General features: G+C 39.3%; 22 protein-coding genes. 9 read left to right on the top strand and 13 right to left on the bottom strand.

The annotated features are described in order from the left end of the window. Positions 1–78: 78 nt before the first annotated feature. Entirely contained in the window at positions 79–2,733 is a 2,655-nt protein-coding gene (locus tag GQR47_RS10410; protein ID WP_154903558.1) for a TonB-dependent receptor, read from the bottom strand. Positions 2,734–3,138: 405 nt separating this feature from the next. Beyond that, positions 3,139–5,493 carry a DNA polymerase II gene (locus tag GQR47_RS10405; RefSeq protein WP_154903559.1) on the bottom strand — a complete coding sequence of 785 codons (2,355 nt, stop codon included), beginning with the start codon at positions 5,491–5,493 and terminating at the stop codon, positions 3,139–3,141. A 60-nt stretch (positions 5,494–5,553) separates the two neighbouring features. On the opposite strand from GQR47_RS10405, the gene dinG reads away from it, so the two are divergent. Genes dinG through GQR47_RS10375 form a run of 6 tightly spaced genes read left to right on the top strand, consistent with a single transcriptional unit; the run spans position 5,554 to position 10,391 of the window. Continuing rightward, positions 5,554–7,629 carry an ATP-dependent DNA helicase DinG gene (dinG, locus tag GQR47_RS10400; protein ID WP_154903560.1) on the top strand — a complete coding sequence of 692 codons (2,076 nt, stop codon included), beginning with the start codon at positions 5,554–5,556 and terminating at the stop codon, positions 7,627–7,629. Further along, positions 7,629–8,405 (top strand): TSUP family transporter, encoded by a 777-nt coding sequence (locus tag GQR47_RS10395; RefSeq protein WP_002958254.1) that lies wholly within the window; start codon positions 7,629–7,631, stop codon positions 8,403–8,405. Before dinG ends, GQR47_RS10395 begins: the two co-directional genes overlap by 1 nt. Position 8,406: 1 nt before the next feature. After that, complete coding sequence (locus tag GQR47_RS10390; RefSeq protein ID WP_002958255.1) at positions 8,407–9,015, top strand: primosomal replication protein; 609 nt, start codon at positions 8,407–8,409, stop codon at positions 9,013–9,015. A gap of 13 nt (positions 9,016–9,028) precedes the next feature. Then, a complete protein-coding gene (locus GQR47_RS10385; RefSeq protein WP_154903561.1) occupies positions 9,029–9,922 on the top strand; it encodes a histone deacetylase in 894 nt (297 codons plus the stop codon). Positions 9,923–9,973: 51 nt separating this feature from the next. Continuing rightward, positions 9,974–10,255: a late competence development ComFB family protein gene (locus GQR47_RS10380; RefSeq protein ID WP_002958257.1), complete on the top strand. Its 282-nt coding sequence runs from the start codon at positions 9,974–9,976 to the stop codon at positions 10,253–10,255. Then, complete coding sequence (locus GQR47_RS10375; RefSeq protein WP_076914928.1) at positions 10,239–10,391, top strand: DUF2496 domain-containing protein; 153 nt, start codon at positions 10,239–10,241, stop codon at positions 10,389–10,391. The genes GQR47_RS10380 and GQR47_RS10375 overlap by 17 nt, the downstream gene beginning before the upstream one ends. 2 nt (positions 10,392–10,393) lie before the next feature. Here the strand turns inward: GQR47_RS10375 and GQR47_RS10370 are convergent, their stop codons facing one another. Further along, positions 10,394–10,918 carry a sel1 repeat family protein gene (locus GQR47_RS10370; protein WP_165723768.1) on the bottom strand — a complete coding sequence of 175 codons (525 nt, stop codon included), beginning with the start codon at positions 10,916–10,918 and terminating at the stop codon, positions 10,394–10,396. Positions 10,919–11,021: 103 nt separating this feature from the next. On the opposite strand from GQR47_RS10370, the gene GQR47_RS10365 reads away from it, so the two are divergent. Further along, positions 11,022–11,906, top strand: a complete 885-nt coding sequence (locus GQR47_RS10365; protein ID WP_165723767.1) for a DMT family transporter — start codon at positions 11,022–11,024, stop codon at positions 11,904–11,906. A 32-nt stretch (positions 11,907–11,938) separates the two neighbouring features. Here the strand turns inward: GQR47_RS10365 and GQR47_RS10360 are convergent, their stop codons facing one another. Genes GQR47_RS10360 through GQR47_RS10350 form a run of 3 tightly spaced genes read right to left on the bottom strand, consistent with a single transcriptional unit; the run spans position 11,939 to position 13,701 of the window. Then, on the bottom strand, positions 11,939–12,451 hold the full coding sequence (locus GQR47_RS10360) for a hypothetical protein (RefSeq protein ID WP_165723766.1): 513 nt from the start codon (positions 12,449–12,451) through the stop codon (positions 11,939–11,941). A gap of 3 nt (positions 12,452–12,454) precedes the next feature. Further along, entirely contained in the window at positions 12,455–13,213 is a 759-nt protein-coding gene (locus GQR47_RS10355; RefSeq protein ID WP_165723765.1) for a hypothetical protein, read from the bottom strand. Continuing rightward, complete coding sequence (locus GQR47_RS10350) at positions 13,210–13,701, bottom strand: RNA polymerase sigma factor (protein WP_165723764.1); 492 nt, start codon at positions 13,699–13,701, stop codon at positions 13,210–13,212. Before GQR47_RS10350 ends, GQR47_RS10355 begins: the two co-directional genes overlap by 4 nt. 139 nt (positions 13,702–13,840) lie before the next feature. On the opposite strand from GQR47_RS10350, the gene GQR47_RS10345 reads away from it, so the two are divergent. Then, the gene (locus GQR47_RS10345; RefSeq protein ID WP_165723763.1) at positions 13,841–15,187 is read left to right on the top strand and encodes a S8 family serine peptidase; all 1,347 of its coding nucleotides are present in this window, start codon (positions 13,841–13,843) and stop codon (positions 15,185–15,187) included. Here GQR47_RS10345 and GQR47_RS10340 read toward each other — a convergent pair. From GQR47_RS10340 to GQR47_RS10330, 3 genes are all read right to left on the bottom strand, one after another. Then, positions 15,171–16,124, bottom strand: a complete 954-nt coding sequence (locus GQR47_RS10340) for a hypothetical protein (protein WP_165723762.1) — start codon at positions 16,122–16,124, stop codon at positions 15,171–15,173. The genes GQR47_RS10345 and GQR47_RS10340 overlap by 17 nt on opposite strands. Positions 16,125–16,186: 62 nt before the next feature. Continuing rightward, the gene (locus GQR47_RS10335; RefSeq protein WP_024603447.1) at positions 16,187–17,068 is read right to left on the bottom strand and encodes a hypothetical protein; all 882 of its coding nucleotides are present in this window, start codon (positions 17,066–17,068) and stop codon (positions 16,187–16,189) included. Between the two features lie 131 nt (positions 17,069–17,199). Continuing rightward, positions 17,200–19,401 carry an exonuclease domain-containing protein gene (locus GQR47_RS10330; protein WP_154903563.1) on the bottom strand — a complete coding sequence of 734 codons (2,202 nt, stop codon included), beginning with the start codon at positions 19,399–19,401 and terminating at the stop codon, positions 17,200–17,202. Between the two features lie 89 nt (positions 19,402–19,490). Here GQR47_RS10330 and GQR47_RS10325 point away from each other — a divergent pair, with 89 nt between their 5' ends. Beyond that, positions 19,491–19,985: a dual specificity protein phosphatase family protein gene (locus GQR47_RS10325; protein WP_024595482.1), complete on the top strand. Its 495-nt coding sequence runs from the start codon at positions 19,491–19,493 to the stop codon at positions 19,983–19,985. Positions 19,986–19,993: 8 nt separating this feature from the next. On the opposite strand, the gene GQR47_RS10320 is transcribed toward GQR47_RS10325, so the two are convergent. The 4 genes from GQR47_RS10320 to GQR47_RS10305 all read right to left on the bottom strand — a co-directional run bounded on the left by GQR47_RS10320 (position 19,994) and on the right by GQR47_RS10305 (position 26,406). After that, a complete protein-coding gene (locus GQR47_RS10320) occupies positions 19,994–20,713 on the bottom strand; it encodes a DUF6445 family protein (protein WP_024595481.1) in 720 nt (239 codons plus the stop codon). Continuing rightward, entirely contained in the window at positions 20,706–21,446 is a 741-nt protein-coding gene (locus tag GQR47_RS10315; RefSeq protein ID WP_024603300.1) for a SapC family protein, read from the bottom strand. Before GQR47_RS10315 ends, GQR47_RS10320 begins: the two co-directional genes overlap by 8 nt. A 38-nt stretch (positions 21,447–21,484) precedes the next feature. Continuing rightward, positions 21,485–23,041, bottom strand: a complete 1,557-nt coding sequence (locus GQR47_RS10310; protein WP_002958277.1) for a tryptophan halogenase family protein — start codon at positions 23,039–23,041, stop codon at positions 21,485–21,487. Between the two features lie 71 nt (positions 23,042–23,112). Continuing rightward, positions 23,113–26,406, bottom strand: a complete 3,294-nt coding sequence (locus tag GQR47_RS10305; RefSeq protein WP_080945051.1) for a TonB-dependent receptor — start codon at positions 26,404–26,406, stop codon at positions 23,113–23,115. Positions 26,407–26,730: the final 324 nt, after the last annotated feature.

Here is a 26,730-nt window from a genome sequence, read left to right as displayed (position 1 = left end):
GAGACTTCACTTATTAGTAAATAAAAAAGCCCTACTAAATAGCAGGGCTTTATTCTTTGTAACTAAATTAGATAATGCTTAGAACGACTGCTCTAAACGTAAGTACAATGAACGACCTGTTTGATCATATAGAGACCAGTTAGAGTCTCGGTAATCACGGAAGCCATCGTAGAAGCTAGGTGCAACTTTATCAAATAAGTTATTTACACCTAAAGCAATTTTGGTATTTGTAGGTGCAACATAGCTTACTTGAACGTTATGTTTGAAATAGCTAGGAATATCAGCAAGGTAATCAACGCCGTATTCTTCATTACCTGAATCTTGACTACCAACATAGAACATAGTCCACGTAGCTGAGAAGTCTTCATAAGCGTAGTTAACCGCTAAATCTGATTTCCATTCTGGATAATCTTGTAAGCCAGCGTAATCAAATGCATCAGATTCTGAATCAGCTACTTCTTCAAATGATAAAACTCGAGATACATTTAATGTGCTCGTAAAGTTACCAAAGTCAGTATCAAAACGGTATCTAGCTGTAAAGTCTATACCGTCAGTAGATAGCGAGCTCTTGTTCACGTAACCAGTGTACATGTAATCAATTTTACCTGTATCAGCATTACGCTCAATTGCATTTGGAGTAGAGTTTAAACCACCTTGTTCAATTTCAAGGCGAAGAAGTTCTGAATTACCTACACTATCAATTTTATCATCGTAATTGATTGAGTAATATGTTAATTCAAGCGAAAGGTTTTCAACTGCATCCCAAACGAAACCTACCGTTGTAGAATCACCTGTTTCAGCTTGAAGTTCAGTATTACCACCAAACCACGTTGCAACTTGCTCACCTGCATCAGCACAATAACCATCAGTTTCTTGTCCTGGGTTAGCAGAACACCATGCTGTATCACGAACAGTTGGGAAGCTTAATGCGTAAGATTGGAACATCTCACCCATGTTTGGAGCACGGAATGACTCCCCCCAAGAACCACGAAGTAATAAAGTATCTGTTGGACGCCAAGTTAAACCAACTTTTGGTACAAATTTGTCAAACGTAGTACTTTTTTTACCAAGATTTGTTGTACCACTTTGCTCATACTTTTCGTATCGACCAGCAACTGTCAAATCAACATCATGTGGGAAAGAAGCTTGTACTTCAAAGTAAGCAGCTGTACGGTCACGATCTGCATAAACATCATCACCACCTGAACCACCAGAAATAAATCCATTCGCTGATTCTGGATCACTGATTTGGGTAAAATCAATTTGCTCAAATTCACCACCAACAACACCGGCAACTATAAATTCACCGTCATCTAGTAATGTCGTTGAAATTAGACCATCGATTTGTTTACTTTCGTAACGACCTTCATAAGTACCTGTATGATTTGCTTGTTGATAAAGCTCACCCATACTTGTGCTCCAGTCATCGTAACTCATGCCTGATACGTTAAACACATCGTACTCACCACTATCAATTGCCGCTTGGAAGGCAACGTCATTAACTAGGTTTTTACCAAATGAGTTAGTTTTTGAAACACTGTTTTGGAAGTTTACTTCCCAATCAAGACCATTACCAAGGTCGGTAAAACCTTCAAGGCCAACTAAAATATCTGTTGTTGTAACTTCAGTTGTTGTATCACGGTTACCAATTGGCACAGCTCGAGTAAAAATGCGTACATCTTCATCTGATGGGCTATATTGGTTATCTGCACTCATGTAAATAGGCGTAGTAGATACTGGTGTACCAGCATAACGTGCATCTGTTTCATTGAAGCTAGCCATCGCACGACCAATGAAACGAATATTGTCTGTTAGTTCATAAGTGAAGTTAGACAAAAATGAGTTTTTGTTTGTATCAGGGTAAAACTTAGTTACTTCACCGTAGCTATATGTACAACGGCCATTACCATCAGCATCAATAGTATTTACAGTATTAGGTTCTGCATCACATAGATCTGAATTTGCATGGTAGCCTGTGCTATCTAAATAGTTAGATACTGGGCTGTACGAGCTGTATGCACCGTAAGTTTCATCATCTAGTGCCCAGATATCTCTATCGTAAATAGCATCGCTTTCAGAGTGTTCGAAAGTGAAAACAATATTACCTTTTTCAGCAGTAAAACCTGACGATACAGAGAAAGTACTGCTATCACCGCCGTCAACACTTGGTTGATTAAATTCATATTTAAGATTTAAACCGTCGAAATCTTTTTTAGTGATGATGTTAATTACACCAGCAACCGCTGCAGAACCATACACTGCAGAAGCACCATCACGTAAGATTTCGATACGCTCAACGATAGCCATTGGAATTAGAGAAGTATCTGCAGATGCACCAGAAGAAGTACTTGTTCCAGGCATACGACGGCCATCTAATAGTACTAGAGTCGCATCAGAACCTAAACCACGTAAGTTAATGCTTGAAGTTGCAGAAGAACCTGCGCCGTAGCCAGAAACACCAGTCCAAGAACCGAATGAGTTTGAAGATAAATTATTAAGTACATCTCCTACAGATGGCTCACCTGACAAGTTAATATCTGCTGCAGTAATAACTGTTACTGGAGAGCTATTTTCAAGATCAACCTGTTTAATACGAGAACCAGTTACTTGAATACGTTCTACTTTATCTGCGCTTTCTTCAGCTGCGAATGAACTAGCCGAAAATGCAGCTGTTGATACTGCACCGAAAGCGATCGCTAAGCGAACTGCTTTTGAAACTTTGTTATTTAACATTTGATTCTCCCTAGAATACATTTTATTAATTATAATTTTCAATCTAACGTGATGGCAAAGTGTTACCAAACGCTACAATTGTGTGATGAATGATAATACCAGTGAAACAACAACGTCAACAATCAATTAACCTTAAACCCTTTTAAATTACAAAAAAAACTTAGACACACAATTAAATATCAATCACTTAGAAAGACAAAAATACATAACCAACTGTTTTAAAAGCAGAAAAAAACAAGTAAAAAGGTTCAATTTAAATTACATAAAATAGGGAATTATTAACAAAATAACATGAGGGAATCATAAATTTTAACAAAAAAAGAGAAAAACACTTCATCCCACATCAAAGTAGGTTAAATTTCATACAAAAAATATGACTATTTAAATACGAAAACTGTAAAGTAATTATAAAAATGAAAGTTGAGCCCCTTGACATTCAATTTCTTTTAAATTCAAGGCATCAAGTACCATTTGAGCGATAGGTGTTAGCTGTTTTTGTATGTAAACCGAATAATTTAAGTTATTTGAACCATTGTATAATTGCGCCCCATCATCAGAATAAACATATTCAATAATTTGACCCCGTTTAATTTCAAAATCAGGATTACTAGCTTTATACTTTTTAATCGCTTGCACTTGGGGAGGAACATTTTTTACGTAATCATTTAGATTTTGTCCTAACTTTTTACGATATATTAACTTTTCATCGAATTCACCTGCGAACAATCTTTTGGTGTAGTCACTTATAATCTCGTGAAGTTGTTTTATTTCAAACTTTTCATTAAATAAAGTTTTGAATAACTCTTTTTGAAACTCTTGTGCAAATTCGGTCCAATCGCTGCGTACGGTTTCCATTCCTTTAAATATAAGTTCAGGTATCCCATTTTTTATAATTTGTCCTACGTAACGTTTTTTTGAACCCGTTTTTTTACCTCTTATTGTTGGCATAAAGAATGGGCTATAGTGGGTTTCAAACTCTATTTCTAAATAACTAGTAAGCTCAAAGCAGTCTTTAATATCGCAGCTCCATTTATTATTAATATAGGTCGTTAAATCTTTGCCTATTTGATTGCAACTCAGAGCACTTAGCTGATCGTCAGCTTTTACAAAAATAGAATCTGTATCGCCATAAATTACTTCGTAACCTAACTTTTCAATCCACTTACGGGTTGTTTGCATAATTTCATGCCCACGTAATGTTATTGAACTCGATAATCTTGGATCATAAAATCGACACCCTTTAGAGCCAAGTACGCCGTATAAGCTGTTCATTATTATTTTTATAGCTTGCGATAACATTGGCTGATTTGTGTCTTTTGCCCTTTGCCGTGTATGTGTTAAATGCTTAATTAACGACGGTAAGTGGTGTTCATTTCGTGAGAAAACGGCTTCGTTAAACCCTTCAATTGCATTCTCAGGTGAATCTAATCCTTTAATGAGCCCAAGAGGGTCAATACAAAAAGTTCGCATGATTGAGGGATATAGGCTTTTAAAATCTAAAACAAGTATATTTTTATAAAGCCCAGGCACTGACTCCATTACATACCCACCAGGGCTTTCAAAAGATAAACCGTGATCACCTAAATTTGGTGCTACATAGCCGCTGCGATGCAATAAGGGTAAATACAAATTAGTAAATGCAGCAACCGAGCCGCCCATTCGCTCAAGCTCAAGACCGGTTAACTGAGTCCTCACTATTGCAAATTCAAAGAGTTGTAACTCTGCAAAAATCCTCTTAACGAGTATACAATCTTGTCGGTTATAAGCTGCTAAGTTGAGCTTATCTTCATTAAATTGACGAACAATTTCACTTAAACGATTATCTGCCTGAATTAGTTTAGATTCACCAAGGACTTTATAAGAAATATTCGCAAGCGAATAGTTATCAAAGTGATAAGTGGCATTTTTTAAGGTATCAATGCCATCTATAACGCTTCGCCCAGGTAAGGTGAGGCGAGTGTAATGCCCTGTTTTTATATTTAAAGACTGCTGATCTCGGCCAAAATTAAGCGTTACCCCTAGTGCCTCTGCCCGAGAGTTTAACACTGTAAAATCAAATTCAATGACATTCCAACCCACAATAATGTCAGGATCATTATTATTGATATACTGCTGTAGCTTTTGTAGTAGATTAATCTCGTCAAAGCACCAATCAATATTAAATGGCTGATTATGCTGTTGAGGCTCACCAATCATTAATACAGTATCAAGGCCATTTCCTACCAGCCCAACCGAAAACAATACGCCCTCACCATTACACTCAATATCTAATGAAAGCGATTTCAGCGTGGGTGTATATTCAGGGCTCGCTTTTAATTTAGCATTGCTAATTAAAATAAAGCCGTTTTTTTGAGATACTTCACCCGTAACCCATACACCACCTTTAATAAAACGTTCCATTAAAAAACGATCGCTGTGGCGTATATCCGCTTCGTATATACTTATGTGCTTTTCAAGTAATGTGCGTGCTTTGTAAAGGTTACTTACATCATTAAAATAACAGCCTATGCACACAACACCACTAAAATGGCGCATTTCTACCGTTTTAAAATTAACACTTATATTTTCTTTATTTAGTATGCTTTGTGCAAAATTGTGTTCATCTTGTGGGATAAAAAAAACAGCTTGCTGGTTTTCAATTAGTACTTTAATTGGGCCATTGTCAGATACGAGCCAGTAGCAAAGTGTGATCCCACGCTTACTCTTAGACGAGTATTGTTGCCTTGATAAAATAAAGCCCTGATAGATTGCTTGTGTCAATGTACGATCCCACTTAATATATACACTGTAATTATATACATACTTTAGGTAAATCATCCCATGCTTTCTGACTCACTAAAAAAAACAATTAGGCAAGTACACCAGCATGTGGCTAGTAACCTAAAAGATTATCGCCCTCGTAGCAGTCAAAATTATCTTGTAGCCGAAATAGCAAAAACACTTGCTGGCGAATACCATAAAAAGCAGCGCATTTGCGTAATTGAAGCAGGCACTGGTACCGGTAAGTCTCTTGCCTATTGTTTAGGCGCGTTGCCTCTTGCCTTAGCACAAAAAAAGAAGCTAGTTATTTCTACCGCGACCGTTGCACTGCAAGAACAATTAATAGCAAAAGAGCTCCCATTTTTTAAAAAGCATTCAGGCCTCGACTTTAAATTTGATTTGGTAAAAGGTCGCCATCGTTATATTTGCGCTCACAAATTACATAATGCTGTAAACGGCGATAGTCAAACACAAATGGACTTTATGCCAACACTTACTTCACCATTGAGCGCAATGGAAACCAAGTGTTTAAATGAGCTATATAACGCCTATGTGAATAAAAAATGGCAAGGCGATAGAGACAGCTGGGCCGATACCGTACCCGATAGAGTGTGGAACTTAATAGCGTGCGATAAACATTCGTGTCAGCGCCAAATGAAGGCCCATCAAACGTGTCCGTTTCAGCTTGCTCGTAATCAATTGATGCAAATGGACGTACTGGTAATTAATCACTCATTACTACTTGCTGATTTAGATTTAGGCGGCGGTAAAATTTTACCCGAGCCCGACAATACCATTTATGTAATTGATGAAGCGCACCATTTAGCACATATAACACGCGATTTTTCATCTGCTGCTGCCACAATCAAAGGTACAATAGAATGGCTTGATAAGCTCACTAAGTTTAGCGGGAAAATGGCGAAGGTTTTAGTAGGGCAAAGAGCCATTGGGCAAAACTTTAAACTTTGCGACAGTATTAACGACGCAAATAAAGACTTAAAAGTAGTTCGCGATATTCTTGATAATGCCGACTTTGAATATTCGAAAGACGATACTTATCGCTTTGAGCACGGTGAAATTCCACAATCGCTGCACAGTAAAGCAAAAGACATAAGCGAAGCCACGCAAGATGCGCTGCGCTGTTTAAACAAAATGCACGACACCCTTACCCAAGATGTAAGCGACAGCGACATAAAACCTTACGTTGCCGACCCAATACTAGGCGAAAGCGGTCAATACATAAACCGCTTAGAGCAACTAAACAAACTATGGTTTAGTTACGCAAAAAAAGGCGAAGGTGCTCCCCATGCACGGTGGATAAAACGTCTTGAATATAAAAGCCATCACGACCACTTATTAAGCGACTGCCCTATCGAGGTCGGTTATTACCTAAAAGATAAATTGTGGCGAGAATGCGCGGGCGCTGTTTTGTGCTCTGCGACATTAAGTGCACTGGGCTCGTTTGATCACTTTGCTTACGAAACAGGACTTGCTAAAGAAGAAGGCGTTAAATTTATTAAAGTACCTTCTCCTTTTGATTACCCAAAACAAGCCACTTTACGTATTCCGGTATCTAAAGTAGAACCTACCGATAAAGACTTTAGTGATCACCTAGCTAAAACTTTACCAGAGTACCTAAATGATAAAAAAGCGAACCTTGTACTATTCGCTTCTTACTGGCAAATGGACCACGTAACAAAGTTTCTTAGAACAAAAGGTTTTAACTTATTAGTACAAGGTGAGATGTCGCGAGAAGCATTGCTTAAATTACACACTAAAAATGTAGACGAAGGCAAAGGCAGTATTTTATTTGGAACCCAGAGCCTTTCGGAAGGTCTTGATTTACCAGGTAAATATTTAGAGAACCTAATAATTACTAAAATTCCGTTTGCTGTACCTACTTCGCCAATAGAAGAAGCGCAAGCAGAATTTGTACAAAGCAAAGGTGGTAACCCGTTTTTAACGATTACCGTGCCAGATGCCGCAAAGAAATTGGTACAAAGCTGTGGTAGACTGCTGCGAAAAGAGAGTGATGAAGGCTGTATTACTATTCTCGATAGACGCTTAGTTACTAAGCGATACGGTAAAGCCATGCTCGACACCCTACCACCTTTTAAAAGACAAATAGATTATTAATGTTTGAACTCGCACTCGATCCAACAACCTGGGCTGTTTTATGTGCTGTTGCACTTGCCGCAGGTTTTATAGACGCTATCGCCGGTGGCGGTGGCATGTTAACTGTACCCGCTTTATTAACTGCTGGCTTACCTCCACATTTAACATTAGGCACCAATAAATTAGCGGCTAGCTTTGGCTCGTTAACGGCAAGCTATACATACTATAAAAAGAACTTATTTAGTCCTAAGTTTTGGGCAGCCTCCATTATTGCTACCGCAATAGGTGCATTGATAGGTACTGTTATTGTTGATCATTTAAGTATCGATTTTTTAAACAAACTACTCCCCATTATTATTATTTTAGTTGCTGGCTATAGCTTATTTGGTAATTTAAGCACCACCGAAGGCGATGAACTTCCTAAACTAAACAAAGCGATGAAAATAAAACAATGGCTACAAGGTTTAGCATTAGGCTTTTTTGATGGTTTAGCAGGCCCAGGTACGGGTACATTTTGGACTGCTTCTAATGGCATGCTTTACAAAATGAACCTGCTACTCAACTGTGGTTTAGCGCGTTCAATGAATTTTGTGTCTAACTTTATATCTTTAATTACCTTTGTTGCACTCGGCCATGTAAACTTTTTACTTGGCATAACAATGGGCTTTTTTATTATGCTAGGCGCATGGTTTGGGGCGCATTCAGCAATACGTTTTGGTAGCAAATTTATTCGCCCAGTTTTTAATACTATGGTTATACTTTTAGCATTAAAACTAATTTACGAGGCTTACTTTTAATATGCATTCAATGGCTTTAGATAAACTACGCCAACAAGTTGCAACGCTAAAACAACAAGCTGAGCAATTTGATAAAGCTAAACTTTTTTCTAAAAATCGTTACATGCAAGCACAACCTAGCTTGTTTGACCGCGCAGTTTTTAGTACCAAAAGCATGAACCTAGTCGATTACGTAATAGAAATAGAAGACGAAGTTTCAAGGTTACCGCCAAGCGAGCATCGCCATGCTTATACCTACGCGCTTGAACGTATTGCAGCTCAAATACAAGCTGTATTCAATGTTATTAAATCAACGCCTATTTGGGTTAAAGAAAACAAAAGCCATTATAAACCACGCCCTAAGCAAACCGTTTATAAGCAAGCTGTGCAAAAAATAATGCAATCATCCCATGAGCTTTACGACGAATTAAAACAAAACCATGAGTTTGAACGCCGTTTAGTGCTCATGATTGAAGAGCGAAAAATGCAAATGGATAAAGCCTCGCCTGCTAAAGCACAAAAGCTTAACCTTGAAATATTAAGCACACACGCTCGATTAGGCCGCTGCAGAAAAGCAATTTCTGCCACCGAAGATAAAATTCAACAAGTAGAAAAACAGCAGCTGCGTTAAGGCGCACTTTACTATGCAGCTTTATTATCATCCATTGTATTCAGACCTTATACTCCCAGAACGTCATCGATTCCCTATTCAAAAGTATAAGTTACTTAAAACAGAAATAGAAAACCTAGGTGTTTCGGCTATTCACTTTCAAGAGCCTAAAAAAGCAACCAAATCTCAACTTTCGCTATGTCATAGCCAACGTTATATAGATGACTTTTTAAATGGGACTCTTAGCAATAAAGCCATAAAAAAAATGGGCTTTCCTTATTCAAATGAATTGGTAGAGCGCACATTACTATCAGTTGGGGCAAGCATCCAAAGTAGTGAACACGCGCTAAAACATGGTTTTTCGGCTAATTTAAGTGGTGGCTATCATCATGCATACAGTGATTACGGCAGCGGTTTTTGTATTTTTAACGATCTAGCTATTGCAGCAGCACATTTAATAAATACAGAGCAAGCCGACACTGTTTTAATTTTTGATTGCGACGTACACCAAGGCGATGGCACAGCACAAATCACTCAAAACCATGACCAAATTATTACCTGCTCAATTCATTGTGAACAAAATTTTCCTCGTAATAAGCAAGAGTCCACCTACGATTTTGCATTGCCCGCTAAAACAACCGACGCTGAGTACCTTGCTACATTAGAGCAAGCACTCGATTTTTGCGTGCGTATTCATAACCCCGATATTATTTTGTATAATGCAGGTGCTGATATTTACACAAAAGACGAGTTAGGCTTGTTTGAAGTATCACTAGATGGCGTATATAAACGCGACTTTTTTACTCTCAACTTTTGTAAGCAACACCAAACCCCACTAATGTGCGGCCTAGGCGGAGGTTATCAGCGTAATTTGAGCTCACTAATTAATGTTCATAAACAACTATTTAAAGCCGCTATCGATTTATAGCAAGCCATAGTATAGACTCAATTAAACTGATTATTTTAAAGCGGTGGGAATATGCGATTACACGAAGACATACACAACTATTACGAAAAGATTGTAGTCGAGGAAGTTATCAAACTTAAACTTGATGAAAAATATGATGAAGATGTAATGGCTGACTTTTGTTGTACGGTACTAAATCAGCTCCCGCCACGATATATTCGCTACGATGTAGATATGGCGTTTTATTTACCGCAATCAGAACGCATACATATGGAACAACGTGTACAAACCGCAATAAACGTTGCCATCAGCCAAATATCAAAAAAGAAAGAGTTAAATGACAAGTCCACTTGATCAAGCCCCTACACATATGAAACTTGCAGTAGATTTAATTATGATACTAGAGCAACACGATGTTGCTCCAGAAGAAGTACTTAAAGCACTTGAAATAGTTAAAAGCGACTTTGAAAAGAAGCTAGAAAAGTCATAACTCTATTCTATTATTTGTATGTCGTGCTCGGTAACGCTACCTTCGTGCTTAGTGCAATCAATTTTAACTTCACCAAATGTACGCCTAGGCGAAGTTGAGCGTCGACAGGTCATATTTTGTGCTTTAACGCCAAATTGCGTTATATACAACTCAACTGTTTCGTCTATTTGTTGTTTTTGCTGCGTAGTCGCCGCACTGTAAAATGCATCGTATTGCGCAGACCAGTTCTCAACCCCTGCTTCTTTTGCAACACCTAGCCAGCCCATTCCGAGTTTAGTAGATTGCTCCAAGTATTGGCCTTTTAAAAACATGAATGCCAACGTATATTGTGCACTTTTATAGCCAAGTGCTGCCGGCTCTTTTAAATCATAAAAAGCTTGCTCGTATAGCCCCTTTTTATACGCTTTAATACCATTGTATTCTTTTTTCTTCATTGTATTATCGCTGTATAGGCTAACAGGGGTCGACCCACACCCACCTAATAAACCTACAGCCAAAATTGCTGCAACCGATATACATTTAGCCATAACTAGTCCTTTATTATTTTTTATATGCGAGTACCGAATCTGGCTTACACTCTTTGCAAAGCCTGCTATTGTGTAATCCAATTTGTATAATTAAAATACTATCATGAGCTTAGCAAGTTTACTTCGGTTATTTTTTCTGGCTGCAATTTGGGGCGCGTCATTTTTATTTTTGCGAATGGCCGTTAACAGCTTAGGCCCAGCGGTGTTAATAGAATTTAGAGTTGGCTTTGCCGCACTCACCCTCTTTATTGTGGCGCTGTACTTAAAACGCCGCTTGGCGTTTACTGAGCACACAAAACACTTTTTTATAATAGGCGCGTTTAACTCTGCTCTGCCGTTTTTATTTTTTGCTTACGCAGCCCAAACTATTAGCGCATCCACACTCTCAATTTTAAATTCTACAACACCAATATGGGGTGTTGTTGTCGGAATTTTATGGACAAAAACAAAGCCCAATAAAAGTATGGTGATTGGTTTACTACTGGGTTTAATTGGCGTAGTTATTTTGGTTGGGCAAAATCATTTTGTGTTAAATAGCCAATCAATTTTGGCCATAGTAGCAGCATTAAGCGCATCACTTTGCTATGCCATTGCATCGCATTACACTAAAAACGCGCCTAAACTGCCCCCATTCGATAACGCCCATGGCTCAATGTGGGCTTCAAGCTTTATGGTATTACCGCTTATCTTATTTATGCCAATACGAGAAATACCAAGCACCAACGTTATGCTAGGTGTACTCGTATTAGGAGTAATGTGCACCGCACTTGCTTATATTTTATTTTTTAAATTAATCGAAGATATAGGCCCTACCTCGGCGTTAACAGTCACTTTTTTAATTCCGCTATTTGGCATTTTTTGGGGGCATTTAATTTTAGATGAGCAAGTTGGGCCAAATACATTATTAGGCGCATTATTTGTCATTGTGGGCACTATGCTGGTTACTGGTTTCTTACCACGAAAGAAGCACTTAGCTAAAACAAGCTAAGTGCTTATATCAAGCGCTTTTACCAAAAAAGCTTACTTTTGCGCCTTTTTTCTTAAGTTTTCAATTAAGTCTTGGGCGCTAAAACTGTTGTCGCTTGGCTTTATACCTTTGCCCATTTTAATATCAATTAAGGTGTGCACTTCTTTGCGTTTATCATTGTTACTTACCTGTACGCCTACGCTGCTTGTTGGGCGTGCACGAGTTTCGCAGGTTAATAAACCACAGTTTCGCTCATATTGCTGGCTGTGTGACGCACTAATAGATGACGCGGGAGCTTGCGATTTAGACTCAACAAAGGTTTCTTTATTAGTTACAACAAACCAGTCGTAGCCTTGTGCTTGTGTAAGCTCAGCCGCGCGTAATAATGCATAGTCACCGGCATCGGCTACGTTGTTTGACACACTTTTAAACTCTACTCGGTATTGATCGTCGCTAATTTTTTGCTCGCTGTAACCTTGTGAGCCATTATTCGCGGCGCGGTAATCAGGTTTAGATGCGCAACCCGCCATAAGTAAAATACTGATAATTAAAATAGATGTTTTCATAATTCACCTCGTTTTATACACATTATTATTTAACTGCCACTTTGCACTAATTGCTTGCTGCTCTTGCGCTCTATCGAGTGGTGCGCCGCTGATCATGCTGTCTATAACAGCATCTAACTCACTGTTATTAGACGCCGCTTGATATTGCGCGCCATTATTACTTTGCTGCGTGGCTGTTTGCGCTTTAATTTGCCAACCGCTTTGCGTTTTACATGCAATACTTGTTTGCGTTGTGTTGTTTGAACTTAGTGCATACTGCCTACAAAGCTCACCTTGCTGATTTTTAAAACTAAGCTGCGCGCTAAATACTGAGCCATCAATTTGCTCATAGTCTCCACTACTTAGCTGTGTATTAAGGGCTGAGGCTATGCTACTGGCTACTAAATTTTGCGACTCATTGGTTTGTAAATAACTAGTCATTGCAATACCAAATACCACGGCAACACTTGCAGCTATTGCTAAGCTTTTATTAGCTGAGTGCTTAGCCTTTTGCCAAGGCGTTAAAGCCACTACATTGCTATTCGACGTGTTTTTAGGCGTTGCTGTATCAAGCTTTGCAACCGTTTTAGCTAATGAGTCACTAAGTGGTGCGTCGTCAATACTTGTTGCGTGCTCTTTTACTAACATGTCTACTTCGCTAAATTCTGCAAGTCGCATTACTAGCTCATCATCGGTTTCAAGGGCTTTACGCACTTGCTCCATTTCGTGCTCGCTGAGTTCTGAGTCTAAAAAGGCGCTAAGTGTTTCGTCGTTAATGTTCATACTTGCTCCTTTTTAAAGTCGGGTTTTATTAAGTTATAAAGTGTACTGCGTGCTCGCGATAATTTACTCATTACACTGCCTATAGGTATATCTAGCGTATGTGCGACTTCTTTATAGGCCATGCCCTGCACTGCCACTAGCGCTACTATGGCGCGTTGCTCTTCGGGTAATTGCCCAAGTGCTGTATTTACATTTTTAAGCATTTGTTTGTTTTCGAGTGTTTGATGTTCATTACTTGTAATTGGCTCTGGTAAAACATCGGCCTGGGCCGTATTTTGCCTTACCTTGCGTGAGCGGTATTCGTCTATCCACACATTGCGGCAAATTTTAAATGCCCATTTAGCAGGCTCAACGTCAACCGGAATGCCTTTTACTAATAGTTTTTCAATTGTTATTTGCACTACATCGTCTGCATCTGCTTTACTACCCGTTAGCGAATAGGCAAAACGCCTAAGTATGGGCAATAAGGTTTTTATAGTTTCGTTCATTAATTTTTACCCCTTTTATAAAGAAGACGATTCAAAAAAACATTTATTCCCAAATAATCAAAATAATTTAAATAATGAAATATTTCTATGTGTTAAACGTTAACTAACCAGTATGATAAATTTAATAGAGTAACCCACTATGAATATTAAAAACACACGCGTTAAACACATAATAACCGCTTCGCTTTGTATATTTAGCGCAACGAGTTCAGCCAATATAGTAAGAGTCGATCAGGTGCTTGGGCAGCTAAACCCAATAGAGCAGCGTATTGAGCAAACTATAGAGCGAGCACAGCGCCTGCCGCTTCCGGTGCCTGTTCCACAAATATCGATTGATGAACTAAAAGCGCAAATTAGTGAGCCAATTAGCAGCTTACCCAATGTGCTTAACATTAATATAAATAGCCAAAACACCGCATTTGTTGAAGTAGAGCTTGAAAGCGGCTTTAGAGCAATAGAGCGCCAATGGTTATTAATGGCAAATAGCCAACAACTTAATACCCTAAAGCAGCAAAATGTAACCATTGTATCGGTAAAAAATTACAACGCACTTAACATGAGCTTAGTGCGCTTTAATGTACCCCAAGGTGTTAACTCTAAAAGTGAGTTATTAAAAGCACTTAACTTAGATGAGTCTGCAATACTTGACCGAAACCACATTTACCAAGCGCAAACAGGCGAGCCTAGCGTGAAAGTAACACCAAATAAGCCTGTTGCTCCTTACTGCACACAAAGCGTAAAAATTGGCATGATCGACAGCGCAATTAATACCAAACACAACGCTTTTAAAGGCGCAAATATCACCACGCAAAGCTTTTTACCTAAAGGGTTAAGCTCGCCAAATTTACACGGCACCGCCATAGCGGGGTTAATTACAGGTAAAGGAGTAATGCTCAGCCCGCTTTTAAGCAGTGCCAAGCTTTACAGTGCCGAGGTGTTTTATAGGCAATCTGAATATGCACAAGGGGCTACATTATTTGCCATAGTAGAGGCACTTAACTGGCTAGTTAGTAATAAAATCCCCGTAATAAATATGAGCCTAACAGGGCCAAATAACGCAATTTTAGAAGCAAGTATTACTGCAGCAATAAAACAAAAGGTATTAATTGTAGCTGCTGCGGGTAACCAAGGGCCGGCGTCGCAGCCGTTATACCCAGGCGCGTATAAAAGCGTGATAGCGGTAAGTGCTATTGATTCAAAAAACCACATTTATAGATGGTCAAATAAAGGCGATTACATAGACTTTGCAGCCCTTGGTGTAAATGTTGTTACAAGCCAAGGCAATGGAAAATTTGGAAGGGAGTCGGGTACGTCAATGGCGGCGCCGCATGTAAGCGCGGCATTAAGTTGTTTATTGTTAAAGCATGGTAATAATAAAACCAAAGCACTAAACGAGCTTACATCGCTGGCCGTCGACTTAGGCGAGCAAGGCAAAGATACCACCTTTGGTTATGGCGCCATTTACCCACCTAAAAGTGCACTTTAGCTGACGCCGATAAAACAGATTGCGTATAGGTATTGCTACTAAGCTTTGATTGATAATCGCCATATTCAGCCTCGGCTATGAGTGTTACGTGCTCAAATAAAGCTAGGTTATAAAACGCATTAACGACATTTCTGTGCTCATCTCGCGACGGTATTTGCTCAAAAAAATCACCCGTTGTTTGCTCATCGTAATCTTTATTTTGATAACGCCAACCTGCCCCCACTTTGTTAGCCATATTAAAGGCCGTAAATTTGTGCGTAACTTTAGTAGTAAAACCGTAGCCGTTAAAGTCGTATTGGTTGTCGTCGGCGTTTTCTTTATCGGCACTTAGCGCTGTCATTAGCATGGTTTGGCCATTATTTATAAAATGATAAAGCGCTACATCGGCACCTACACCATCGGCATTACGTGCTTTTGCATTAGCAAAACGTTTAGTTTTGGTTTTTATGCTCATACGTAAATACGTATACGGGTTTAAAAAATGGCCATAGTAGGCGCTGGCTTGATTAAAATGTAAAAATGTATCGCCATCTACATTTGCTTTTGCACCATCGTAACGAACCCCTACCTCGTGATTACTAAAGGTATAGCTGCCATCTAAACCATATTGATGAAGCTCTAAATCGTATTGATCAAACTCATCGTAGTCTTGTTGTTCAAACCGATAGCTTGAGGTTAATTTGGCGCCTTTGGTTAATTGCCATTTTGCATTAACACCGGCTGCGGTTTTTATGCCACTGTCGCTTTGTGACGAAATATCGTCAAGCTCCTGAACAGAGAGCGCTGAATTGCTTAATACCCCAACTTCAGCATCTGCATTTAGCTCAAAGCTACTTTTAAAGGGTTTATTTTGCTCAGGTGTTTTAACGTGGTTGGTTTGTGCAAGCACCGCTTGGGCACTAAAAACACACAATGTGGCGGTTATAACTGCTTTCATATTTATTCTCCAACAGGCCGAATAGGTTTCCCTATTCGGCATTTGTGCAAACACGCGGCGTATTAAAGGCCTAGATCTAAGTCGTTAGTAATGTTGGTTACTACTTCACTTGCGGTGCTAAGTGCTACATCGTTACTAATTTGATCAGTAACCGCTGCACTCACCTGCCCGCTAACACTTTGTTGTACCGTGCTTTGTAAACTGCTAACCGTACTATCTTGCACACTGGCAATTAAAGATTGCTGAACACTACTTACAACTTCATTACTGGTATTAATTGCATCACCTACCTGCAGTGCAGAACTTACTGAGTTTGCAGCCGTATTAGTAATTGCTAATTGGTTTGTAAGCTCACCCGCATTAAGCGCTCTCGCTGCATCAGCTTGTATTACTGAATCGGTAGCGCTGCCCACATTTGAAAGTAAAGAGGCATCTGTTGGTGTATCAGTAGTATCAGGCTGAGCGCCTTGATCAGAGCTAACAGAAAGTAATGACGATTGGCTCACTGCAGTCGTTAAATTACCCGCCGATGAGGTTAACTGCGCGGTTGCATCAAGTGCTGTATTGACTGTGGTATTGCCTGTGGCATTAAAAGACGATGCCGATGCATTCAATGAGTTATTTAAAGATGAGCTGGCAGATGCAACTAATGAATTTGCAGGCTCTGCGGCCTCGCTGCTTTCTTGCGCTGAAGTTTGTGTATTATTTGCCGTTGAATCTGTAGCTTGCGAGTCATCAGCCGTTACTTGTGTATTGCTAGATGCGTTTGTGTCATTGCTACCACTGGCTGTTAAACCGTTTTGTGAAAGCGCAATAGATGTAGATGTTTGTTGCTGCGCCGACGTTGACTGGGATATTTCAATATCAGCGGCCTGCACTGCACCTGTAAAAGTACACACACCGCTTAACATCATTACGCTTACAATTTTATTTAATTTAATCATTGTTTTGTCCTCTAGTTTGTCGGATTGACATAAAGAAGACGATTTACAAAAACACTTTATTCCAAAATAAATTAAAAAATTACAATAAAACTACTTTTTATTTAAATTTCATATAGTTAAAAAACAATACGCTACTGCGTTTGCGTTTCACTATTTTGTATCAGTAATAACAGCTCGGCAGTGGCGGTTGCATCGGCCAATGCGCGGTGATGGCTGGTTAAATTTAAGTTAAAATGCGCGCTAAGGTTACCAAGCGAATACGACTTTAAGCCTTTAAACGCTTTGCGCGATTCAACCACGGTGCACATTTTTGGCATTTTAAAAAAGTGCCCTGCCATCTCGCACTCTTTTTTAATAAAGCCGTAGTCAAAATTAACGTTATGGGCTACAAAAATACTGCCTGCGAGTATATCTAATAGCGGCTTAACTATATTGGCAAATACAGGCGCGTTGTAAACCATACTGTCGCTAATACCGGTTAATGACGTAATAAAACCAGGTATATGGCGCTCGGGGTTAACTAAGCTTGTCCAAGTATCAATGACTTTACCGTGCTGCACTTTAACAATGCCAATTTCGGTAATTCGGTTGCCGCCTTTTAAGCCGCCCGTGGTTTCTATATCAACTACGCTGTAAACACGGTTTGGGTCTACAAACCACTTAACTGCGGCAATATGTACCGTAAAGCCCACATTTTTTAAATTATCTATGGTGGTTAATTGGTTGCGCCTAAGCTTATCGCCTGGGGCTTTTACCTCTTCAAAGTGTACTTGGCCATTATTAATGACCATTAAATCGGGGTAACCGTCTTTTAGCTGTAAATAATGTTTACTCATGGCTGCTAAGTGCGCAATTAGTGCCTCAAGTGGGCTGTTTAAAATAAGCGCCTCTAGTGGCTCTAATAAATTGCTGCGCCATCTAAATAAGCCATTGGGCTGATCAAAGTATTGCGCTGCATTTTTGCATACTAAATTAAGTAATGCTTGCGACGTTTGGCACTGAGCTAAGCGCTCGTTTATCTGTGTTTGCTGCGCTTCATAAAAATTACCAAGCCTTAATACTTGCGGATAAATATCAAACTCATTGCATGGCGGATAAGGCGACTCCACAAATAACTCGTGCCAAAATACTAAACCAAACAAACTTTGCCAAAGCGTGTTTTCGGTATTAAATACAGCCATACCTTCGCGAGTATAATAATCGTTTACGCCCTGCTCTACTTCACCTCGGTACAATTCATCTATTTCTAGCACGCACTGAGTGTCGGCAAGCATGGCACTTAAACGCGAACGTGTTTTTTTATTAAACTTACGCATTAAAAAATCGTCAGCAAAATAAAGTAAATCATCAGTAAGTGGGTTTTCGATAATGGCTTCTAACCGTGCTTTTACCCACTCTTTATTGCCAAGCCTGTATTGCTCTCTTATTTGAATTTCTTGTGCTTCGCTATCATCCACGCACCCTTCAAGTAAACTAAAAGCAAGTTCGCTATCAACTGTTTTTAGCTGCCTATAAAGCCTAACTAATAGTTTGTTTTTTAATACAACGGCAATTGCACCATGTGCAGCTTGCACTAAAACCTGTGACGCTAAAGCAACATAGTCGCTCTCATCTGTAATATTTTTAAATGCTAACCGGTAACGGTTTAATAAATAGTTTGATTGCGCTTCGTCAAGTGTTTCAAAACGCGACAAGCTCTCGCTGTGTCCTTCGCGCGTAGCGGTTAAGCCTAAGTCTCGCATTACAAAACGGTTTTGATGATTCACATCTCCACTGCTTAGTTTACCTGCAAATAAAAACTCAAAATACTCGTAGTAATCACTGCGGTTATTAATTACATACTGGCTATAAAGTGGCGCAAGCTCTTGTGGGCGTGCTTTAAAAAACTCACGCGCAATATCCACCAGCGCGCCTTTAGCGGCACTCTTTTTAAAACTTATTTGCTCACTGTAATTACTTAGCAACTCAACCAAAGAAGGCTTAGTTAAGTGCGCTAAAAGCTGCGAATAATGCTGCTCGTTTGGCTCAAATAAAATACCGGCTTTTTTTAGCGTATAAATAGCCTGATGCGGCGAGGTTATTTCTTCATAATTAAGCGATTGCGCCTGCACTAAATAAGGCTTTCGCGAGTACACACGCGCCAACATGCATTGGCTTTGCTCATCTAGCTGGTTAATTTTACTAATAAATTCGCTGTGTTTGGGCTCAAGTAAATGCATACATTTACTAGTTACAAACTCAATAAGCTCTCTAAAATGCGCTAAATAGTATTTTGCTGGTAATTCTTTTTTCATAATATCGCCATAACTGTATATAAAAACAGTATCCAGCATTTATGCTTATTATTCAATCTTAAACTTGTAACTAAAACACGCTATAGTGAGCTTATTAAAGCAAATTCATTAAAAATAAAGGACTTACCATGAGCGCGCACCCATACGATGTTTTATCACTTAATAACGGCGCAAATATTATTTTTACGCCCTGCCCTGGCACAAAAACACAAAACTTAGCGGATTCAATCGCCACATTAAAAACTGCTGGCACTCACATGCTGCTTTCACTTATGCCGCAAAAAGAACTTGAAAAAAACAACGTACAAACAATTAATAGTGAGTGCAATAAGCACGATATAACCTGGTTTCATTTACCTATAAATGACGACGAAGCACCCAAACAGCCTTTTACATCAAGCTGGAACACCCACAAAACCGACATATTACAGGCCATACAACACAAACAAACCATTGCCATACATTGTAAAGGCGGTACAGGCCGCACAGGTTTGGTCGCTGCGCTTATTTTAAATTCGGCAGGTTACACAAAAGAAGAAGTATACAGCCTAGTACAATACATTCGCCCTAAAGCGCTTACTATAGAATTGCAAAAAGAGTACTTTGAGAGTTTTAGTCGGTAATAAAAAAGCTAGCGTAAAACAGCAAAGCTACTGATAGTTAAACGCCCATTAACTGGGTCACAGGCATAACCATTAGACGCGTTTATATTACCGGAATGCAATAAGTTACTTGGGTATATAACTGCGCGATTTAGCTTTGCCTCTACACTGTAAACTTGCTCAAACAAAGTTGTACTTCCATTTATATATTGTGGATTTTTATGAAGCTTTTGCGCCATGGCTTGTTGCTTAATAGCTTGCCTATAAAGCATAAGCCGCTCTTTTGTTATACGTTCGTACCCTAGGGCTCTATGCTTATAAAATGAAGTGCCACCATGAGTTTCATCACATAAAAAGTGCACTATAGCAAGTTGATTTATATTAGGTGTATCAAAATGAGGGAGCATTTGTATTGGCCTGAGCTTATCAGGCTCAGTGCATGCAATTGAAAAAGCAGAAAGAATTACATCGAACTCGCTTTTATCCGCCATATCAAAGTGTGAATTAATAATTGGCGCAAGCGCTTTTAACCGCTCGATATAACTAAGCGGTGCTGCTTTTCTTACTCCTGGGTAAAAATCACTTTCTTGTGCGCAAAATGTTTCCCTCGCATTTTGAGAAAACACAGCAAAATTAATAAGCGCATCTACATTATTTACGAAATCATCAATAACAATAATAGGGGTTTTCTCTTCCCCTACAGTATGTATGTGTAACGCCATATTTTCGTTTAGTTTAAAATCAATCATCGGTTAAATTAAGCACTGCATTTTTACGCTCTATCAATGGGTATATTTGGCCAAGTGAGGTTATAACAGTATAAATAGCGGGTAATAAAGCGCTTTGATGTAAAAGTGTAATTTGATCACTATTAAGTTGTGCGAGTCTTTCTTGGTTAATAGTGTATAGGCCGTTTAACTTTGTTTTTTGACTGTTCTGAAACGTTACCTCAAGCGATAATGGCTGCAGTAGATCATGCTGTAACAAGGTATCAATTAACTTTTTATTGTCTATTTCGCCCTGTAGTAAATGCCCTAAACACTGCTTTATTTGTTTGAAATAGCTACTTTCTTCTGCGCTTTGGGTATAAATTGGTTCTAAATTATTCTGGCTTTGCGATCGATTATTAACGACTGCTGGGCTATTTAAATTAATACACACAGGGTATTGAGTTTGCTGCGCATGAGTATCACCAACAAAAAATGGCTGACGCTGTAATTGAAGCGGTAAATACACACCCTGCCACTGCGAGTTCTGATAAAACAAGTTCTCATGTTGCTCAAAGCCTAATAAAGCATTGAGTGTAAACTCCCCTGTTTCTGAGTTTTTTGCAAAAACTATAGGCTGCTGAACAGCAATTTGATTAAGTTCTGCCATAACAACAGGAACCATATTAATGTTTTCTGCGTGTGATTGTGCCTTTTGTGTGTCTATTTTTATGTGCTGATGAGCACTTTGTTCTAATGCGACTAAATTTTCCATGTGTGTCTCTTTATTGTTTTTATGTGTAAATTTTTAAGCTAAATAGTGCTAAAACCATGATTCTTAACTTTATTTAATAATTCTCGGTTACTAGGTAAGTTAGTTACAGCTTGGTTTATCATGCTCTTATTTTTATCAAACTGACTTTTAGCAAAAACAGTGTCTTCAAGCATATAGGCAGTTGTGCTGTAGTCACTTCTAAAGCCCATACCATATAAAACATATTGATAACTCGCAGCTGGAAACACCTCATTGTTACTTGTAAAGTCGTGATCAGCAGGGGCGCGGTATTGCCATAGTTTCATTAGATCTTGTAAGCTTTGAGGAATCGTTTTAGGGTCTCTGTTATCGCTCCAAAATGCGTTATCGTCACGGGTAGATAAAATATAATGTAACTTTAAAAAGTCGATTATTTTTCCCCACCTATAGGTAAACGTCTCATTAAAGCGTTTGGCGGTAATATCCATAATATCCCGGGTATGGGGAAGTTGTTCGCTGATCATTTGTGCTGACATTTCTACTAATACCAATGCAGAAGCTTCTAGTGGCTCTAAAAAACCAGCCGAAAGCCCAACCGCAACACAGTTGTTTTGCCAAAAATGTGAGCGGTGGCCACTTTTAATAGGGATTTTTCTAATTGTTAACGACTCTATTTTATCGCCTACATACTCTCTAAGCTTTTCCCTTGCTTGCGACTCGGTACTGTACTTACTGGAGTACACATAGCCCACCCCACGGCGATGCTGTAATCCTATATCCCATATCCAGCCCGCTTCTTGCGCTGTTGAAATTGTGTGAGATGCAATACTGTCATTTTCATCTTCATAAGGGACTTGCACTGCTAAGGCGGTATCAATAAACAGCACATCATCGCAGGGCTGAAAAGGAACCTTATAATGCTCGCCTAATAACAATGATGAAAAACCAGTGCAATCGATAAATAAATCACCGCTAATTTCACCTTGTTGCTTTGTAGTAACGCTTGCAATATCGCCATTTTTAGCACTATTGACCTGCGTTACATCAGCTAAAATATGTTTAACGCCTAGCTGCTGCGTACAATGTTTTTGTAAAAAAACGGCAAATTTTGCAGAGTCTAAATGGTAGGCATAATTGGCTATAGCAGCATATTCTGGTGTACGAATTGTTTTAGGGGCAAGCCCTTGCTCACAAATAGCTTCTTGGTAACACACTGCGTTTGAAAAAGACGTTGACTCTGCTGTGTTATTTAACCAATGCCCTGCCATATCGGTTTTTGAAAAGCCCTGCGGCAGAACTAATGGGTGATAGTAAAAATCATCATCGCTGCCATCCACCCATTTGGCGAATTTTGCTCCTTGCTTAAAGCTTGCTTCACACTCGCGTATAAAATCGGTTTCGCTAATACCAAGTGCTATTAATGTACTACGCATGGTAGGCCAAGTGCCTTCACCAACACCTATAATTGGTACATTTGGAGATTCAACTAGCACAACATTAAGACCATCGGGGGTATTACTTTTATGGTCCGCCGCTAATCGACCAGCTGTTAGCCAGCCTGCTATACCACCACCAACGACAACCACTGTTTTTATTTCTTTATTTTGCTGGTTCATGCTTGTTACCTATAAAGGCATATTTAAAAAGTGGCTATTACTAAATGTAAAAGCCACTTTTATTATTTAAGTTAGAAACTTCCACGAACACCTAACGCAAAACGTCGCCCGCTATCTTCAACCATTAGTAATTGATTAGAGAAGCGACCACGTTTGTGTACGTATTCTTCGGTTAAGTTTATACCCTCAAAGAACACCGATACATTTTCGGTAATATCATAGCTGCCACTGGCATCGAATTGTGCATAGTCTTCAACTATCGTCACACCATCACCATTTAACTGTGTTAGTGACTGTACAAAGCTATCGCGCCAGTTATAGGCTAAACGCGCCTGAAATGGGCCATTCTCATAAAAGCCAACCACATTATAAGAGTCGCTTAAGCCTGTTAATGCAAATACTTGAGTTATATCTGCAGGGTCTAGTTCTGCATCACTATCAACAAATGTTGCATTAACCATAAAACCAAAGCCACTATCAAAACTATGCTGTAAGGCTATTTCCCAGCCATCAACAATCGCCGATTCGCTATTATTTGGTAATGTGTTTGTAAATACAGCCGTCGAGTCAGCAGCGTCAGGGTTATCTACATCGTTACCTGTTGAGGGGTCAGTCAACAATCCGCCGTCAGACAATTCAAAGGTTAAATCTTCAGTGGTATTGATAATGAAGTTAGCAACATTCTTTCTAAAGTAACCAGCGGATAAATAACTGGCATCAGCGTAATACCACTCTAATGATAAATCTAAGTTATCAGAGGTAAATGGCTCAAGCGCAGGGTTACCAGAGCTTGATGTTAAATTGCCCCCTTGGCGCGTTGTTTCAATTACTGTTACAGGCGACATACTATCGAGTGTTGGTCGCGTAATTGTTTGTGATACAGCAGCACGTGCTATTAGCTCATCGCTTATTTCAAGCTTTACGCTAAAGTTAGGTAAAATCGCTTCGTAATCTGAACTTGCTGAAATATTTTCTACGGCGCCGAAATTAGCAAGCATTTCTGTTTTATCTAAGATAGTTAACGCGCTAACCGGCTCATCTGTGCCCTTTACTTTTACATCGGTGCTTTCATATCTAAAGCCCGCTGTTGCGTATAAAGGCATGCCTGCAAGTTCAGCTTCAAAATCAAATTCTGTATAAAACGAGAAAGTATCTTCAGTTATCTCAAACGACTTATTACGTTTAACTGCATCAAAACTAATAGGCTGACCATTCGCCGCAGCTATTTGCTCAAGGTACGCAAAGTTTGCCTCTCCATCATGTGCAAGCCATGACGTTGGCATACGACCGCTGCCGCTCACATCACCTAAAAAGTCATCTCCTGCGTCAAATACAAATTGCGCTAAGCCATCCATACTTGGGTCATCTGGGTAACCACAAAAGGTACAGTGAATACCTACGCCTTCGTTGTCCCAACGATCAAGGTTTTTAGTTTCAGTTGAATACATAGTACCAAATTTAACCGAAACTAGGCCTGAGCTGCCATCGTTATGCCAAATGCTATCCCAACGAAACTGATCCACAGTATCTTCTACAGCCCAACCACGGCGAAGCATTACGTGTGCACGGCTGTTGGCTGTATCTAAATGATTTGATACGCCATCAGGTGCAACTGCAGGGTTATAAGCAACACCGTCCAGCTCTTGCTGGCCGCTATAAATGTTAGGGTTAGCAGAGGCAAACTCACTCGCGTAAGGTAAGATACCGCCATCCACTTCAAATCGAACTCGGTTAGCATAGCCAATCAACGATAGCTGATCGCCACCGCCATTATTAGCCTCACGCTTGGCTTTTGAGTGGCTCAAATCAAACTTCATATTTAAGTTATCGTTTACATGCCAATCAAAGTTTAAACCTAATGCGCTAGAGTTGGTTAAACGATCAAACTTTTTAGCGTGCATATCGGTGGCAAGACCTACCTCTTGATATAAATCAACCACAGTGCCATTTTCATCAACGGTTGGGCCTGCAGCATCACCAAAGCCTTCTAAGTTTGGCGCTGTAAACCAGTGCCCGTAAGACGTTGTGTCTGCTTCTACATCAAAATCTGAATAGAGCGCATCAGCAGTGATAACTAAATCATCTGAAGGTGCATACTGTATAACTAAATTTGCATTAGTGCGTGTACGTGTCTCTGTAGTAACTTTATGATCGTAATTACGTGGCGAGAAAATATTACCGGTGTATGCTTGCCCGCTTTGAGTTTGAGGATTTGGGACGCCCACGTTTTCTAACCAGCCGTCTACCTGTGCCTGATTTAAGCGTGTTTCGCGTTCTTGACGAGAAACGGCAAACAACAAACCCAGTGTGTCATCATTAAATGTATTACTAATTAAGCCAGAAATCTCAGGTGTGGTTTCTTCACTATTTTCATCGTAAATACCTTTAACACTACCCGCTATTTTAAAGCCACTAATCGCAAATGGACGTGCCGTATTAACGTTTACTGTTGAGCCAATACCACCAGATTGCATAGTGGCTGTTGAGGTTTTAAATACATCTAAGCTTTTAACCAATTCTGATGCAATGGTATCAAAGCTAAATGCACGGCTTTGATTCTCTGATGCCATTTGGCGTCCGTTTACTAGTACAGTATTAAACTGCGGGCCAAAACCACGCACCGTAATAAGCTGCCCTTCGCCGCCTGAACGGTCTATTGAAACCCCAGTAATACGTTGCAAAGACTCGGCTAAATTTGTGTCAGGAAATTTACCAATATCTTCTGCTGAAATGGAGTCAACCACGCCACCGGCTTCTCTTTTTGCATCCATGGCTCGACCAAGCGAGCCTCTAATTCCGCGTACTTCAATTATTTCTGGTTCTTGTGCTGCTGTTTCTGCTAATGCAGGGAGCGTTGTCATTGTGCTTAGTACAGCAAGTACTGCACTGGACACGCCATTTTTTTTATAGTTAGCCATGTTGTCAGTTCTCTCGAAGCTAGGGTCTATTAAAATAGAAATTTGCCCATCTTCGCTAACTTGCATTTGCAAGCCGGTACTGTCGAGTAAAGTCTGTAATGCATTTATTATTGAATACTCGCCAGTAATAGTATTTGTTTGTAACTGTTGAATTTTATCCAACGGAAAAAGCAAAGTAATATCGGCTTGCTCGGCAAAGTTTATTAGCGATAAATCGGCCCTTTGTCGAGGAATGTTAAACATTGCTTTTTCGTCCACCGAGCCCGCTTTCACCTCTGTGGTGACTAAGCTAAAAACAAGCACATATAGCGGTAAACAAAGTGGCAAATGTATACATTCCATGCGTATAGTTTTTGGCCATACACAGGATGAAGACGAGTGACTTTTTATTTTCCTCCATAAATATTTTTTATTTTTTTCAAATAATTTATTTTTTTGACTAGCCATACTTATTATTACTAAACCTTTATTATTTTTTGGTGTGCAAAAAAATGTTGTGGGGTTTCAACTAAAAAAGTTAAATATATTTTTATATTAATTAATTGGTTATATGAACACGTATAATTATAGAGCTAGCCTATACGTGTTAATAATTTGAAAAACTGTAGTACACTTGGTATTCAAATTACAAGCTTTTAACAACAAGGATTGATAGTGCCTGCAATTTTACAAATAGAAAAACAATTTATTTTAAAATTGAGTAGCGGATTTTTTATTACCAATCGTCTTAAGCTGTAATGGCAAAACAATAACAACAATTGCCAAAACCAC

It is taken from the genome of Pseudoalteromonas sp. Z1A2, assembly GCF_011378755.1.
Classification (GTDB): Bacteria; Pseudomonadota; Gammaproteobacteria; order Enterobacterales; family Alteromonadaceae; genus Pseudoalteromonas; species Pseudoalteromonas distincta.
This window is presented reverse-complemented; position numbering and strand designations above follow the sequence as displayed.

Coding starts and splice junctions, on each gene's coding strand:
- GQR47_RS10410 (WP_154903558.1), bottom strand. CDS start 2,733: ATGTTAAATAACAAAGTTTCAAAAGCAGTTCGCTTAGCGATCGCTTTC.
- dinG (WP_154903560.1), top strand. CDS start 5,554: ATGCTTTCTGACTCACTAAAAAAAACAATTAGGCAAGTACACCAGCAT.
- GQR47_RS10395 (WP_002958254.1), top strand. CDS start 7,629: ATGTTTGAACTCGCACTCGATCCAACAACCTGGGCTGTTTTATGTGCT.
- GQR47_RS10390 (WP_002958255.1), top strand. CDS start 8,407: ATGCATTCAATGGCTTTAGATAAACTACGCCAACAAGTTGCAACGCTA.
- GQR47_RS10385 (WP_154903561.1), top strand. CDS start 9,029: ATGCAGCTTTATTATCATCCATTGTATTCAGACCTTATACTCCCAGAA.
- GQR47_RS10380 (WP_002958257.1), top strand. CDS start 9,974: ATGCGATTACACGAAGACATACACAACTATTACGAAAAGATTGTAGTC.
- GQR47_RS10375 (WP_076914928.1), top strand. CDS start 10,239: ATGACAAGTCCACTTGATCAAGCCCCTACACATATGAAACTTGCAGTA.
- GQR47_RS10370 (WP_165723768.1), bottom strand. CDS start 10,918: ATGGCTAAATGTATATCGGTTGCAGCAATTTTGGCTGTAGGTTTATTA.
- GQR47_RS10365 (WP_165723767.1), top strand. CDS start 11,022: ATGAGCTTAGCAAGTTTACTTCGGTTATTTTTTCTGGCTGCAATTTGG.
- GQR47_RS10360 (WP_165723766.1), bottom strand. CDS start 12,451: ATGAAAACATCTATTTTAATTATCAGTATTTTACTTATGGCGGGTTGC.
- GQR47_RS10355 (WP_165723765.1), bottom strand. CDS start 13,213: ATGAACATTAACGACGAAACACTTAGCGCCTTTTTAGACTCAGAACTC.
- GQR47_RS10350 (WP_165723764.1), bottom strand. CDS start 13,701: ATGAACGAAACTATAAAAACCTTATTGCCCATACTTAGGCGTTTTGCC.
- GQR47_RS10345 (WP_165723763.1), top strand. CDS start 13,841: ATGAATATTAAAAACACACGCGTTAAACACATAATAACCGCTTCGCTT.
- GQR47_RS10340 (WP_165723762.1), bottom strand. CDS start 16,124: ATGAAAGCAGTTATAACCGCCACATTGTGTGTTTTTAGTGCCCAAGCG.
- GQR47_RS10335 (WP_024603447.1), bottom strand. CDS start 17,068: ATGATTAAATTAAATAAAATTGTAAGCGTAATGATGTTAAGCGGTGTG.
- GQR47_RS10330 (WP_154903563.1), bottom strand. CDS start 19,401: ATGCTGGATACTGTTTTTATATACAGTTATGGCGATATTATGAAAAAA.
- GQR47_RS10325 (WP_024595482.1), top strand. CDS start 19,491: ATGAGCGCGCACCCATACGATGTTTTATCACTTAATAACGGCGCAAAT.
- GQR47_RS10320 (WP_024595481.1), bottom strand. CDS start 20,713: ATGATTGATTTTAAACTAAACGAAAATATGGCGTTACACATACATACT.
- GQR47_RS10315 (WP_024603300.1), bottom strand. CDS start 21,446: ATGGAAAATTTAGTCGCATTAGAACAAAGTGCTCATCAGCACATAAAA.
- GQR47_RS10310 (WP_002958277.1), bottom strand. CDS start 23,041: ATGAACCAGCAAAATAAAGAAATAAAAACAGTGGTTGTCGTTGGTGGT.
- GQR47_RS10305 (WP_080945051.1), bottom strand. CDS start 26,406: ATGGCTAGTCAAAAAAATAAATTATTTGAAAAAAATAAAAAATATTTA.